This is a genomic window from Streptomyces hygroscopicus subsp. hygroscopicus (assembly GCF_001553455.1).
In the GTDB taxonomy this organism is placed as follows: Bacteria; Actinomycetota; Actinomycetes; order Streptomycetales; family Streptomycetaceae; genus Streptomyces; species Streptomyces hygroscopicus.
This window is the reverse complement of sequence record NZ_BBOX01000053.1, coordinates 1-14730: the sequence shown is the minus strand read 5'-3', so window position 1 is coordinate 14730 and position 14730 is coordinate 1. Positions and strand designations below refer to the sequence as shown.

The 14730-nt window shown below is 73.9% G+C and carries 11 protein-coding genes; all 11 read left to right on the top strand.

Annotated features, from left to right (window positions below):
* Positions 1-3 precede the first annotated feature (3 nt).
* Positions 4-702, top strand: coding sequence for an ABC transporter ATP-binding protein (locus AXW62_RS07140; RefSeq protein WP_060943741.1), 699 nt, complete (start codon positions 4-6; stop codon positions 700-702).
* On the top strand, positions 702-3218 hold the full coding sequence (locus tag AXW62_RS07135; RefSeq protein ID WP_060943740.1) for an ABC transporter permease: 2517 nt from the start codon (positions 702-704) through the stop codon (positions 3216-3218). The genes AXW62_RS07140 and AXW62_RS07135 overlap by 1 nt, the downstream gene beginning before the upstream one ends.
* 83 nt (positions 3219-3301) lie before the next feature.
* Positions 3302-4075 (top strand): class I fructose-bisphosphate aldolase, encoded by a 774-nt coding sequence (locus AXW62_RS07130; protein ID WP_143712710.1) that lies wholly within the window; start codon positions 3302-3304, stop codon positions 4073-4075.
* 49 nt (positions 4076-4124) lie between these two features.
* On the top strand, positions 4125-5246 hold the full coding sequence (locus AXW62_RS07125; RefSeq protein WP_060943738.1) for a 3-dehydroquinate synthase II domain-containing protein: 1122 nt from the start codon (positions 4125-4127) through the stop codon (positions 5244-5246).
* A complete protein-coding gene (locus tag AXW62_RS07120) occupies positions 5236-6240 on the top strand; it encodes a UbiA family prenyltransferase (protein ID WP_060943737.1) in 1005 nt (334 codons plus the stop codon). The genes AXW62_RS07125 and AXW62_RS07120 overlap by 11 nt, the downstream gene beginning before the upstream one ends.
* 204 nt (positions 6241-6444) lie before the next feature.
* Entirely contained in the window at positions 6445-7632 is a 1188-nt protein-coding gene (locus AXW62_RS07115) for an acyl-CoA dehydrogenase family protein (protein ID WP_060943736.1), read from the top strand.
* Positions 7629-8798, top strand: a complete 1170-nt coding sequence (locus AXW62_RS07110; RefSeq protein ID WP_060943735.1) for an SDR family oxidoreductase — start codon at positions 7629-7631, stop codon at positions 8796-8798. Before AXW62_RS07115 ends, AXW62_RS07110 begins: the two co-directional genes overlap by 4 nt.
* Positions 8795-9814 carry an NAD-dependent epimerase/dehydratase family protein gene (locus AXW62_RS07105; protein WP_060943734.1) on the top strand — a complete coding sequence of 340 codons (1020 nt, stop codon included), beginning with the start codon at positions 8795-8797 and terminating at the stop codon, positions 9812-9814. The genes AXW62_RS07110 and AXW62_RS07105 overlap by 4 nt, the downstream gene beginning before the upstream one ends.
* Complete coding sequence (locus tag AXW62_RS07100; RefSeq protein ID WP_060943733.1) at positions 9811-11337, top strand: PEP-utilizing enzyme; 1527 nt, start codon at positions 9811-9813, stop codon at positions 11335-11337. The genes AXW62_RS07105 and AXW62_RS07100 overlap by 4 nt, the downstream gene beginning before the upstream one ends.
* Positions 11330-11656, top strand: coding sequence for an acyl carrier protein (locus AXW62_RS07095; protein WP_060943732.1), 327 nt, complete (start codon positions 11330-11332; stop codon positions 11654-11656). Before AXW62_RS07100 ends, AXW62_RS07095 begins: the two co-directional genes overlap by 8 nt.
* The coding region (locus AXW62_RS07090; protein WP_060943731.1) for an AMP-binding protein at positions 11644-14730 on the top strand (3087 nt) is incomplete at its 3' end. The genes AXW62_RS07095 and AXW62_RS07090, both read left to right, overlap by 13 nt.

Below are 14730 nucleotides of genomic sequence, written 5' to 3'. Positions count from 1 at the left end.
AACATGGCCGAAAACAGGGTAGTGCTGCGCGCCGAGAATGTGCGGCGCGAATTCGTCAGCGGGGATACCACCGTGGAGGTCCTCAAGGGGTGCAGCCTCGAGGTGCTCGCCGGGGAATTCGTCGCCGTCGTGGGCAGGAGCGGAAGCGGCAAGTCCACCCTGGCGAACGTCCTGTCCGGGCTGGACCGCCCCACCTCGGGCACGGTGACGCTGATGGACCGCGACCTGTCCGCGCTGAGCGAGGCCGAGGCGGCGGCGATGCGGGCCCGCGAGATCGGGTTCGTGCTCCAGAAGGACAACCTCATCCCCTCCCTGACGATCGAGGAGAACGTCGCCGCACCCCTGGTCATGGGGGGCACCAAGCTGAGCGAGGCCCTGGGACGGGCCCGGGAGATGCTGGCCGAGGTGGGGCTGTCGCACCGGGCCGGACAGTGGCCCGGCCAGGTCTCCGGAGGCGAGGCGCAGCGCGCCGCCGTCGCCCGCGCCTGTGTCGTCCAGCCCGCCATCGTCTTCGCCGACGAACCGACCGGGGCCCTGGACGAGGAGAACGGCCGTCAGGTCCAGGAACTCTTGCGCAAGCTGGTCAGCACCACCGGCGCGGCCGGGCTGATCATCACCCATGACCGGGACCTGGCCGCGGGCGCGGACACCGTCATCACCATCGCCGACGGCCGGCTGGCCGGCACCGAGAGGAAGGCGTGATGGCCCTCGATCCGCACCGCCTGGTCGCCCGCTCCCTCGGCCGGAGCTGGCGGCAGCGCCCCGCCCGGATGGCGGCCGCCATCGCGGCCGGCATCGGTGGCGTCCTGCTGACCACCGCCATGCTGCTGATCTCGGCGTCGGTGCTGGACGCCATCAAGGGCGCCTCCATCAGCGGCATCCGGGACGAGGTGGTCGCCGTCGAGGCCCGCGCCCCCGGCGGCATGTCCCGGGAACTGGTGGACCGCACCGAGCGGGAGACCGGGGTCAAGGGCTCCCGCGCCCTGGTCATCAGCACCCGCGCCGCTACGGGGGCGGACCACACCACCGACCCGGTCATCGTCTTCGGTGTCGACCAGGCTCTCGGCGGCCTCACCGACAAACGGCTGGCCGACCGGATCAGCGGCACCAAGCTGGCCGGCGACGAGGTCTTCCTGTCCGCGGACTGGGCCGGTGACCACGGTGTGCGCAAGGGCGACACGGTCCGCGTCACCTCCCCCCACGGCGTCCAGCGGTGGCGGGTGGCCGAGCTGCTCGACGGACAGGTCGCCAACCGCGGCGCCATGGTGATCGCGCCGCTGCCCACCGTCGCCACCGCCTTCGACCGCGGCACCCACAGCGATGTGCTGCTGCTGGACCCGGGCCACCGCGGCCGGTCCGCGGTCGTGGCCGCCGCCGAGAAGGCGGTCGACGGCGCGGCCGACGTCAAGCACCCCGGTGACCTGCTCTCCGGCTACAGCAAGACCTTCCGCACCTCGCTCACCATCCTGGGCATGTTCGCGGCCATCGCCGTCCTCACCGCCGCCGTGGTGCTCTTCCTCACCTGGCGCCTGGCGCTGGACGACGCCCGCGCCACCCTGGCCCGGCTGCGCCTGATGGGCGTGCGCACCGGGCATCTGATGGCGGGTTCGGCCATGGTGATGGTGCCGCTGCTGCTGGGCACGTATGTCATCGGCGCGGCGCTCGGCATCTGGGTGGGCTCGCTGCTCGGCTCGTTCACCCGGCAGATCACCGATCTCACCCAGCAGGCCGTCACCCCCGGTCTGCCCTGGCAGTGGCCGGTGGCCGGGGCGTTCGCCGCGGCCGTGGTGATGTTCCTGGCCGCCTGGCTGTCCGGAGTGCGCCGGTTCACCCGGATCACTCCCATCGAGGCGGTGACCGGACGCGACCGGACCGCCATGACGCCCGGCGGGATACGGCGGCCGCTCATCGCGGGCCTGGCCACCCTCGCCGTGGGCGCGGCCCTGGTGGCCCTGGGCGGCGAGATGATCACCTCGGCCAGTCTGGTGTTCCTGTTCATCGGGGCGGCGCTGCTCAGCGTGGTGCTCCCGGTGGTGGCCGGTGCGCTGCTGCGCAAGGGCGAACCGGGCCCGGTGCGGCTGGCCGTCGGCCGCCAGCTCCAGCTGGGCTGGCGCCGCAACGCCGCGCTCAGCATCACCTTCACCGTCGCCGTGGTGACCTCGCTGGCCATGGCGGGCACGGCCGGCAGCATCAAGGACGAGGTGGCCGGTTCGGTGGAGCGCTGGACCCAGGGCGAGCTGTTCGTCCAGGCCGCCAAGGTCGGGCAGAACCTCCAGAACGAGAAGTTCCCGCTCACCATGGAGCAGGAGCTGCGCCAGGTCGACGGCGTGGACGCGGTGACCCCCTTCACCTACGCCGGCGTCGGGCTCCACGGCCGCAAGGTGCAGGTGTGGAACTGGGGCGAGTCCGACGCGGACCGGACCACCGATCTGAAGGTCGCCAAGGGCAGGCGGGACTTCATCACCACGCTCGGCACGGACGAGATCGTCATCTCCTCCAACTACGCCCGCACCCAGGACCTCACCGTCGGGGACACCCTGGAGCTCCCGCTGCCCACCGGACACCGCACGGTGCGGGTGGCCTCGGTGCTGGAGGACTCCGCCTCCGACGGCGGCATGATCGTCGCGGGCACCCGGCTCTACCAGGAACTCACCGCCTCCCAGGGCGTCTACGAGTACTACGTCGGGGTCAGGGACGGTGCGGACGTCCACGCGGTCCGGGCCGCCCTGGAGAAGAAGCTGGCGGACCGCTACCCGCGGGCCGAGGTGCTCAGCCGCACCGGGATGCGGGACGCCTTCGCGGGCATCACCGCCCGGCTGGTCAGCTCCTTCGAGGCGTTCGCCTGGGTGATGTTCGTCCTCGCCGTCCTGGTCGGCGGCGCCACCCTGGCCTCCGGACTGGTGGAGCGGCAGCGGGGGCTCGCGCTGCTGCGGCTCACCGGCGCCACCCGCAAGGCCGTGAACCGGCAACTGGCCGGCGAATCGCTGGTCATCGCGGGCTGCTCCTGGATCGTGGCGCTGCCCGTCGGCTGCCTCGCCATCCCCGGGATGCTCGACGCCCAGGCCGGCCAGAGCGGCCTGCTGCCGGGGATCACCGTGCCGACGCTGCTCAGCGTCGCCAGCCTGCCCCTGGTGGTGGTCTGCATGCTGCTCGCCCTGGCGGTGGCGGGCCCCCGCCGCGCCAATCCGCCGCTGCGCGCCCTGCTGGCCCAGGAGTAGCCGACGGCCGCGGTGACGACGATCGAAGCCCACCTGCCGGCCGCATCCCGGCCGCATTCGGAACAGAAACGGGGAGAAGCACTGTGATCAGTGGGAAGGAGCGCCGACTCCGGCGCGTGCTGGGAGCGGACGCCCGCACCCTGCTGGTGGCCGTCGACCACGCCCTCACCACGGGGGGCGCGGGCGGACTGACGCGGATGAGCGGAGTGCTCGACGCGGTGGTCGCCGGAGGCGCCGACGGCATCGTCGTCCACCGCGGCTCGGCCGCCAACTCCATGCCGGTCCAGCGGGACACCGCGATGATCGTGCACCTGTCCGGGAACACCCGGCTCAGCTCCGGTGGCGAGCTGAAGACCCGGGTGTGCGCCCCGGAGACCGCGCTGGCCCTCGGCGCCGACCTGGTCTCGGTGCACGTCACCTTCGGCGGCGGCCACCAGGAGGACCGCGCCGCCCTCGCCGACCTCGGCAAGGTCGCCGCCTCCTGCGACCGGCTCGGGCTGCCACTGCTGGTCATGACGTATGTGGCCGGGGTCGGCGAGGACCCCGCCGAGCGCGGTCCGGCGGTCATCCACGCCGGGCGCGCCGCCGCCGAACTCGGCGCGGACATCGTGAAGGTGGCCCACCCCGGCACCGACTACCTGGACGAGCTGGCCGCCTCCATCGAGGTCCCGGTGGTGCTCGCCGGCGGCGAGGCCGAGGGCGGCTGGGACGCGTACGTCACCTCCGCCAAGGACGCCGTCGGCCACGGCGTGGCCGGGCTGTGCGTGGGCCGCCGGGTGTTCGGCAGCCCCGACCCGGCCGCCGCCGTCGCCGAACTGCGCTCGGTGGTGCACGGCGCGCTCCCGGCCGCCGCGTGAGCCGGGCCGCGGCCGTCGACGCCCCATCGCTTCGAAACGAGGGACCTTCGTGACACAGACCGAACTGTGGGTGGACGTCTCCACCCTGACCCCCGCCGAGACCCCCGGCGCCCTGGCCTACCTGCGCTCCTCCGCGGCGGCCGCGGTGGTGCTGCGCTACGACCAGTACGAGGAGTGGAAGCCGCTGGACCGGCTGCGGACCGCCTGCCTGGTGGGCGCCGAGGAGGCACAGCTCGCCGAGCTGATCGCCGTGGACGAGCGGGTGGACACCGTCATCGCCCGCTCGCCCGCGGACCTCGGCCTCGCCCGGGAGGCCGCCGGCTCCCGCCCCGTCGGCGTGCGCTGCGAGATCGTCGACGGTGACACCATGAACGAGGCCGCCGACCTGTCCGGCGCGGTCGACACCGTCGTCGCCGCCTTCCACGACGAGACCAACATCCCGCTCGAACTGCTGCTGGCCCGTGCCCAGAACACCCGGACCGCGGTGGTCAAGCAGCTGCTGAACACCGCGGAGGCGTCCACGGTGGCCGGTGTCCTGGAGAGCGGCCCGGCCGGGCTGATGGTGTCCGCCGAGCAGCTCTCCGCCGTGGACCTGGTCACCTCCGTGGTCGCCGCCCGCGGCCGGCTCCACAAGGACCTGGTGGAGCTGGAGGTGGTCCGGGCCGAACCGGTCGGCATGGGCTACCGCGGCTGCATCGACACCACCACCCTCTTCGGCCAGGACGAGGGCATGGTGGTCGGATCCACCTCCTCCGGCGGCATCCTGGTCTGCGCCGAGGTGCACTACCTGCCGTACATGAACCTGCGGCCGTTCCGTGTCAACGCGGGCGCGGTGCACTCCTACGTCTTCGGGGCCGAGGACACCGCCTACATCACCGATCTGCGCGCCGGGGAGCGGTCCTGCGCGGTGGCCGCGGACGGCACCTTCCGCGAGGTGGGCATCGGCCGGGTCAAGACCGAGCTGCGCCCGCTGCGGCTGATCGAGGCCCGGCACGGCGACGTCACCGTCAACGTCATCCTCCAGGACGACTGGCACGTACGGGTCATGGGCGGCGACGGCAAACCGAGGAACCTCACCGACGTCACCCCGGGGTCCACCCTTCTGGGCCTGATCACCGAGCCGGGCCGGCACGTCGGCATCAAGGTGGCCGAGCAGATCGATGAACGCTGACACCACGCCCGCCACCGGCCGGGCCGCGACCGCGCCGGACACCGGCGCCGCCCGCGGCGGCCCGGTGGACCGCTCCCCGCGGGGCATCGCCCGGTCCTTCCTGCGGCTGTCGAAGGTCACCGTCTACCAGCACTTCTTCCCCTGGGCGCTGGCCCTGGCGATGCTGGACGGGGCGGCCCTGGACCGCTCCGGCGCGATACCCGCGATGGCGCTGTTCCTGGTCGCCTCGGCCGCCATCGTGGCCTGCACGTCGGCGGTGGACGACATCGTCGGCAACCGCAACGGCAGCGACGCCGCCAACTACAAGGAAGGCGACCTGGGCCGGGACATCCGGCGCAAACCGCTGCTGAGCGGGGCCGTCACCGAGCGCGAGGCGCAGATCTTCGCCGCCGCCACCGGGGTGCTCGCGCTGCTGACCGGCCTCGGCGGTTTCGCCGCCCTGGGCTGGGCCGTGCCGCTGGAGTCGGTGCTGGTCTTCCTGGCGGTCGGCGCCTGCTCGGTGCAGTACTCCGGCGGCTTCCGGTTCAGCTTCCGCACCGGCGGTTCGGAGACCATGCTGGGCCTGGTCACCGCCGGCGGGCTGGTCTTCCCGTATCTCGCGCTGGCCCGGCGCTGGTCGGCGGCGGCCGTGCTGGAGGCGCTGGTCATGGGCCTGTGGCTGGTCATGGTCATCTCGTACTCCAACGTCAACGACAAGGACGGGGACGCCGCCGTCGGCCGCAAGACGCTCGCCGTGGTCAGCGGGCCGAAGGTGTTCAAGGGCGCGATGGTGCTGTTCTTCGCCGCCGACGTGGGCCTGCTGGCCGCCTGGGCGCTGCTGCCCGCCGTGCCGTGGTGGGGCGCGCTGACCCTGCTGCCGGCCGTCGCACTGCACGCCGCCCAGCTGCGGTTCGGGGTGGGCCAGGACAACTGGCTGAAGGCCCGGCTGTGCGGGTTCATCGCCTATGACCTGGGATTCCTGGGGCTGCTCGGCCCGACGCTGTTCATCGCCTGACGCGTCGGCACCTGACACGTTCACCGACTGACGCACCGACTGACGTACCGACGCGGTTCATCACCTGACACACACGGTGCGGTCCACCGCCCGATGACGACACGGCGCGGTCCACCGCCCGACGCGACGAAAGACATCCGTCCGCCGCCACTTCCGGACGCGCGGACACGGTGAGACAACCCTTCACAGGGGGTAGGGGGAGCCATGGCAGTCGGCTATGACGCCATATCCGTACCACCACGATCCGGCACGCTGGGCGACGACGTCCGCGAGGCCCTCTCCGGCCTCGGCGACGCCTCCCGGCTGCGCCGGTTCCCACGTGGCGTGCTGGAGAAACTGGGCAAGCTGGGCGTGCTGCGCCGCCGCTGGGCCGGTCCGCACCCCGGCGACGTGCTGCTCGGGGTCAGCCTCGCCGAGGAGGTCGCCGCAAGCGCGCCGACCGGTATCGCGGTGGGCGTGAGTCTGCACACCGAGTCGGTGCTGTCCATGCTGCACCGCTTCGGCACCGGCTCCGACTACCTCGCCGACCTGCGCGAACGGGCCCTGGACGGCACCGCCATCGGCGCCCTCGCCGCCAGCGAGCCGCAGGGCGGCAGCGATCTGTCGGCGGTGCGCACCCTGGCCACGCCGGTGGCCGGCGGATGGCGGATCAGCGGCAGCAAGAAGTACGTCTCGCTGGGCGCGGTCGGCGACTTCGTGATCGTGCTGTGCCGGCTGGCGGACGGCTCCGGCGCGCCCACCCGGCGGCTGGCGACGGTGGTGGTGCCACTGGCGCGGGCCGAGGTGGTGCGCGAGCACGACAAGCTCGGTACCCACGCCCTGGACACGGTGGCCGTGGAGTTCCACGATGTGCTGATCCCCGCCGAGGCCATGCTGGGCCGGCCGGGCCTGGGACTGGCCAACGTCAGCTACGGGCTGTCCTTCGAACGGCTCGCGGTCGGCGCGCAGGTGCTCGGCGCGGTCGGCCACGCGCTGGGGCTCGCCGTGGAGCACAGCGAGCGCCGGGAGCAGTTCGGCGGCCCGCTCCGCTCTCACCAGCACCTCGAATTCCGGCTCGCCGACGTGCTGGTGGAGCTCGAGGTGTTGCGCGCCGCCGTGCACCACATGGCCGGCCGGCTGATGGCCGAGCCGCTGGACCGCGCCCTGGTGGCCCGGATCGCCGCGGTGAAGGTGCACGCCGCCCGGCTGGCGGAGCGGCTGGTCAGCGAGTGTCTCCAGGTGTTCGGCGGGGCCGGCTACCTGACCCGCGAGACCCCGCTGGGCCAGATGTGGCAGGACGTGCGGCTGGCCCGGATCGGCGGTGGCACGGACGAGATGATGCTCGCACTGGTCGCCGGTGAACTGCGCGGCGCGGCCGAGGCGTACCGCTCCGCCGTGCGGATCACCGCATGAGCGGGGCGTACGGCACGGCGCCCGCCGGCCCGCCGGACGTCCGGGGGCTGCGCCTGCTGGTCGCCGGGGTCACCGGGCAGGTCGGCCGGGGGCTGCTGGAGGCGTGCGGCGCCCTCGGCGAGGACGCCCCCGCGATCGTCGCGCTGGTGCGGCGCAGGCCACGGGCCGCGCACATCATGGGCCCGGCCGTGGCCCGGCAGGTCGTCGGCGAGGTCACCGAGCCCGGCTGGGGGCTGACCGAGGCCGATCTGGACGGGCTCGGCGACATCGACGCCGTGCTCAACCTGGCCGGCGCCACCGACTGGACCGCCAGCCACGCCCTGCTGGACAAGGTCAACCTCCTGGGCGCGGTGCACGGCCTGGAACTGGCCCGCGCGCTCGGCGCCCGGCTCGGCCGCCCGGTGCCCTATCTGTCGGCGAGCTCGGTTTTCGTCGCCGGTCTCACCGACGGCAGCGTGGCGGAGGACCTGCTGTCGCCCGGCACCGACCGCACCCCGTACGAGCTGAGCAAATGGACGTCGGAGCAGGCGCTGATCTCCCGCGCCCGGCGCACCGGGCACCCGGTGGCGGTGGCCCGCGTCGGCGGAGTGATCGGCAACTCGCTGACCGCGAGCACCACCCGGCGCAGTTCGCTGTACCAGCTGGTGTCCCGCCGGGAGGAGGGCTCCGCGCTGCGGGTGCTGCCCGCGCAGCGCGGCGCCCGGGTGGACACCCTGCCGCGCGACCTGATCGGCGAGTCGCTGCTGCGGATGCTCGGCCACGGCCGCGGCGACGGTTTCGCCCGGTGGCGCTCCGGTGTCATCGCCCAGGTGGCGGCCGGGGAGCGGGCTCCCACCCTGGCCGCGCTGCTGGCCCACCTGGACGGCCTGACCGCCGGCTCCCGCTACCACATCCCGCGGCTGGTGCCCGCCTCGCGCGGGGTGCTGCAGACGGTCACCCGGGCCGGGACCCGCTATGTGCGCTGGAGCCGCCAGGCCGGGAACCGGCTGCACGGGCTGCGCTACGTCGCCGTCAACCGGGTCTTCGAACGCGGCAGGTTCGCGTCGCTGACCGGTGGCTGGCTGCCCGCGGTGCCGCTGGAGACCACCCTGCGGATCACCTTCGACCTGGCCGAGGAGCGACCGGTCGCCCCGACGGCCGAACTGCCGCTGGGGAGGTTCCGGTGAAGGTACTCGTCATCGGCTCCACCGGATACCTGGGCCACTGGGTGGGCGCGTCGCTCACCGAGGCCGGACACCAGGTGGTGGAGGTGAGCCGGCGCGGCCACGCCCGGCACGGCACCGGCCTGGCCGGGGACGTCACCGCCACCGGCCTCGGGCTCGGCCCGAAGGAGCTGGCGGAGCTGTCCGATGTGGCGGCGGTGGTGTCCTGCTTCGGCTCGGTCGACTGGGACGCGGACCCCTCCCGCCTGGTCAACCTCCATGTGACCGGCACCCGGAACGTGCTGGACACGGCCGCCGGGCTGCCGGGCGTCCGGCGGGTGGTGCACACCTCCTCACTGCTGGCGCTCGGCCGCGCCGAGGGCCTGGTCGGCAACCGCGAGCTGGCCGTCGGCCAGTCCTTCCGCAACTGGTACGAGTACGCCAAGTACCGCGCCGAGGCGGTGGCCCGGCGGGAGAGCCGGGTCCCGGTGAGCATCGTGCGGTTCGGCCCGCTGCTCGGCCCGGCGCCCGCCGGACTCGTACCGCGCACCGGCGGCCCGCTGCAGGCGCTGCCCACCCTGCTCCAGGGCATGCCGCTGATCCTGGAGCGCGGCGGCCGGTACCCCGTCTACGCCGGCGACGTGGCCGTCGCCGGACAGGTGATCGCCGAACTGGCCACCCGGCCCGGCGAGGTACCGGAGGTGTGCACCTACTTCGACCCCGCCCGGCCCACGCTGGCGCGGGTGCTGCACGAGCTGTGCCGGCCGTGGAACGTGGTGCCCCGGCTGGTGGAGGGCGGCACCCGGGGCGGCGGCCGCCCGGTCCGCTGGCTGCAGCGCCAGGCGGCGCGCCGGCTGGGCCTGGGAGCCGGTGCCCTGGAGTACACCTCACCGCTGCCCGACCTCGACCCCGCGGTGCTCGACACCCTGCCCCGGCCGGTGCCGGCGGAACGACCCGGATACCTCTCGGCGACAGCGGACCTGCTGCGTGACACGCGGCGGGTGCTGCTTCCCGTGGACGCGGAAGTGAGCCATCGATGACCACACCATCCGCCACGGCGCCCACCGGCACCGGACAGGACACCGGCCGCCAGCCGCCGTACTGCCGGGTGGACACCCACGTTCACCCCCGGCTGCGGGTCTACTCGGCGGGCAACTTCGGCGAGGTCGCCCCCGAGCGGCTCTCCCCGATGTCCTGGTCGCTGGTCGGCCGCCCGATGGAACTGGGCACCCGCCGCTTCATCGGCCGGGTGCTGGGCCGTCCGCGCTGGACCACCGGCTCGACCTATGTCTTCACCGGCTATCTGGGCCTGCGCCCGTACCACAACCTCACGGCCTACTGCCATGTCGCCGAGGAGGTCGTGCTCACCGAGCCGAGGGACGTCACCGAGGCGTACTTCGAGGGCGTCCAGCCGCCGCCGCCCTCCGACGTGGAACGGGTCAGGGGCTGGCGCAAGGTCATGGTCGGCCCGCGGATGCTGACCGAACTGCTCCGGCTGCGCACCCGCAACGCCACCCTGGAACAGCGGGTGTTCGCCTTCGAGCAGGAGGTGCGGGACGCGGCGGCGGCCGGTATCGACTGGCGGCTGGGGGAGTTCGTGGCCCGGGGCAAGCGGCTGCTGGAGATCGCCTGGGAGGTGCACATCACCTGCACCTCCGGCGCCGTCGCCGCCGAGGTGGTCCGCCGCAAGGTCACCGGAAAACTGGTGCCCGACGCCGAGTCGGTGGCGGGCTGGCTGCGGGAACCGGCCGAGCTGCCCTGGACCCGGCTGTACGGGCTCGGCGGCATGCGGGAGGGCCCGGCCGACTTCCTCGACAAGATCTTCTACGAGGTGGCCGACCAGCACCTGCCGTGGGTGGAGTACGCGGTGCGCCCGGTCGCCAAGCCCATGGCGGGCAGCGGCGGCCCCGCCGACGTCAGTCCGCGCGAGGCGCTCATCGGCATGCGGTCGGCGCTGCGCGGCCGGGCCGTCGACGCCTCCGTGCTCTTCCTCGGCGACATGATGTCGGTGCGGGAGCAGTCCAAGTCCCTGGCGATGCGGCTGCTGCACGTGCACCGCACCCTGGCCCGGGAGCTGGCCCGCGCCCGTGGCGTGGCCCACGCCGACTGGCCTTACCTGTCCATGGACGAGCTCAGCGGCCCGGACCTGCCCGGACCCGCCGAGGTCGAACGGCGCCGGGAGTCCTGCGCCGAGGCGCTCGGCCTGGACATGCCGGACTACCTGGACCTGCGGCCGGGCGCCGCACCGGACGCGGTGCCCCGGCGCCGCCCCACCGGCGTCTCGCCGGGGGTGTTCGAGGGCGTGGCCATCGGCGTGGAGGACATGCCGACCGAGGACGGTGTGGTCCTGGTCTGCGAGAGCGCCGACGCCAACATCATGCCCATCCTGCCCTTCGTCGGCGCGGTGGTGACCGCCCGCGGCAGTCAGTACTCGCACGTCGCGATCCTGTGCCGGGAGATGGGGGTGCCCGCCGTGGTGTCGCACCCGCTGGCCTCGGACATCACACCGGGCCGCCGCGTGCGGGTGAACGGCGACACGGGAGAAGTGAGGATCCTTGACTGAGAACCACGCGGCCACCGAGGCCGCTTCCGCACCCGCCGTCGAGGCGATCGTGGCCACGCTCGAAGAGGCCATCGCCGTCGACCGGCCCCGCCGCGACCTGCGGCTGACCGATTCCATCAGCCAGGACATCCGGCTGGACTCGCTCGCCCTGCTGGAGGTGCTGACCCGGGTCGAGGACGAGTTCGGCATCGAGCTGATCGACACCCCGGAGACCTACACCGCCGGCACCGTCGGCGACCTCGCCGCCCTCATCCGGTCCAAGGTCGCCGCCGGCGCCGATACCGGGCAGACCCCGCGGGAGACCGGATGCGCGATCTGACCAGCTGGCTCACCCAGCCGGCCACCGACGCCGGGATCAACACGTACGACGGCAGGCAGTGGACCCGCCACAGCTACCCGGAATTCGCCGAGCAGGTCTTCGGCGCCGCCGCCGACCTGCGGCGGCACGGCGTCGCCCCCGGCGACCGGGTCGCGCTGATCCTGCCCTCCGGGCCGGAGTTCGCACGGTACTTCTTCGCCGTCATGGCGGTCGGCGCCACACCGACGCCGATCGCCCCGCGCGGCTACCAGGGCCCCGTCGACTACGGCACCTTCGTCGCCGGGCTGCTGGGCACCCTGCGCCCCACCTGTGTGGTCGGCGAGGGCGCGGTCCTGGAGCTGCTGTCCGGACTGCCCGAGACGGCGCCGCGCGTGATCGACGCGCGCCGCCCGCTGCCCGGGGGCGGCGACCGTGGCCGCGCCGTGCTGGCCAAGGACGACCTGGCACTGGTCCAGTTCACCTCCGGCTCGTCCAGCGCACCGCGGGGGGTGACGCTGACCAGCGAGGCCGTGCTGTCCCAGGTCATGCTGCTGGAGAACAAGTACCGCATCACACCGGGCTGTTCCTTCGGCTCCTGGCTGCCGCTCCACCACGACATGGGGCTCATCGGGCTGTTCCTCACCCCAGTGGTGCTCGGCTGCGAGGTGTGGCTGATGCGGCCCGAGCACTTCGTCCGGCGCCCGCTGGAATGGCTGAAGATCTTCGGCGAACGCGGCGGCACCCACTCGGCGATCCCCAACTTCGCGCTGGAGCGGGTGGTGCGCCGGGTGCGTCCGGCGGACCTCACGGGCCTGGACTTCCGCGCCTGGCGGTCGCTGATCGTCGGTTCCGACCGGGTCAGCATGTCCGTGCTCGACGCCTTCCACGCACTGCTCGCCCCGCACGGGCTGGCACCGGACACCCTCTCGCCGTCCTACGGCATGGCCGAGGCGACCCTCGCGGTCTCCGGGGCCGGCTCCGGACAGGAACCGGAGGCGCTGCTGCTGGGCTCCACCGAATTCAGCCAGGGCGCCCCGGTGCGGATCGCCGGACGGCGCACGCTGGCCGCAGCCGCGCCGGGCGAGGAGACCCTGCACAGCGTGGTGTCCTGCGGCACCGAACTGGTCGGCGTCGACATCCAGGTGACCGGCGAGGACGGCCGGGCGCTGCCCGACGGGCACGTCGGCGAACTGCTGGTCCGCTCGCCCGCGCTGTCCGGCGGCTACTTCGGGGCGCCCCCGGAGGACGAGCGGTTCACCACCGGCGGCTACCGCACCGGCGACCTCGGCTTCCGCTTCCAGGAGCAGATCTACGTCCTGGGCCGGGCCGGCGACTCCGTCAAGGTCAACGGACGGTACGTCACCGCCGAGGACGTGGAGCTGGCGCTGGTGCGGACGCTGGGCCTCCAGCACGACAAGCTGGCCGTCGTCCTCAACTCCGCCACCGGCACCCCGGCCGTGTTCGTCGCGGTCCAGCGGGGGGCCGAGGCGGTGGACGTCGAGCGGCTCGGCGACGTCCTCGAATCCTTCGGCCTGGCCGTCGGCCGCACCGCCGTGCTGCATGTGGGCGCGCTCGCGGTGCCCCGCACCACCAGCGGAAAGCCCCAGCGCGGCAAGCTGTGGCGGTCGCTGGTGACCGGTGAACTCACCGGCACGCCGCTGCACCTGGGCGAGGGCTTCCCCCACCTCTTCGAGGAGGAGGCGGACAGCGGTCGGCTGAGGGCGGTGCCGCCCACGGGTGGCGGGGCGCCGGCGGAGCCGGTTGGGTACGGGGTTGCTGGGCCGGTTGGGTGCGGGGTGGCGGGTGCGGTGGCTGGGGGTGGGGTTGCTGGGCCGGTTGGGTGCGGGGTGGCGGGTGCGGTGGTTGGGGATGGGGCTGTTGGGCCGGTTGGGTACGGGACGGCGGGTGCGGTGGCTGGGGATGGGGCTGCTGGGACGGCTGGTCACGGGACGGCGGGGGCGGCCGGGCACGGGAGGATCGAGGCGATGGCCGGGGGCCGGGCCGCGGCCCGGCCCGCCGGGGAGTCGCGCGCCCTGCTCGGCGGCAAGGGCCACCACCTGGCGCTGATGCGGCGGCTCGGCCTTCCCGTCCCGCCGTTCACGGTGCTGGACGCGGCGGAACTCGCCGAGGGCGAGGTGCCCGAGGAGCGGATCCGCGCGGTCCTCGCCGAACTGGCCGGGGCGGCGGCGGACACCATGGCCCCGCGCGAGTCCGCGGTGGGGCTCGCCGTGCGCTCCAGCCCGCCCCGGAGCATGCCCGGCATGATGGACACCCTCCTCGGCATCGGGCTGTCCCCCGACGACGTCGAACCGCTCGCGCGGCGCCTGGGGAGCCGGACCGCCGCCTGGGAGGTCCTGCTCACCCAGGCCCGCCACCTGTGCCGGTACGTCGGCGGGGCCGACGCCACCCGGCTGAGCGCCGCCGAGGGCGGCCCGTCCGGCGACCCGGCGGAGCGCTCCGGCGACCCGGCGGAGCGGTACGACCGGCTGCGCCGGCTGTACGCCGAACTCACCGGCACCGCCTACCCCATGGACCCGGCCGGTCAGGTGCGGGTCGCCGTGGAGGCGGTGCGCGCCTCCTGGAACGGGGCACGCGCCCGCCGGTACCGGCAGGCGAACGGCATCCCCGAACGGCCGGGACCGGCGGTGGTGGTGCAGGCGCTGGCGTACGGCATGGCCGACGGCGTCTCCGGCAGCGGGGTGGTGTTCAGCCACAACCCGGTCAATGGCGACGCGGGCCTGTTCGGCGAGTTCCTGTCCGGCTCCACCGGTGAGGACCTGGTCTCCGGCACCCGCACCCCGCAGTCGGTCGACGCGCTCGGCGCACGGGACGCCACGGTCCACCGGCGATTGGCCGGGCTGGTGGACCGGCTGCACCGGGAGCTGGGCGCGATGGCCGATGTGGAGTTCGTCGTCGAACGGGGCACGCTGTGGCTGGTGCAGGTGCGCCCGGCCGCCGCCGCGCCGCACGTCCTGAACCGGGTCGCGCAGCGCCTGTGGCGGGACGGCCGGATCACCGGGCCCCAGGCCTTGGCCCGGATGGACGCGGACGCGCTGTTCGCCCCGCCGCCCGCCTGGGTCCCGGGAGAGCACGGC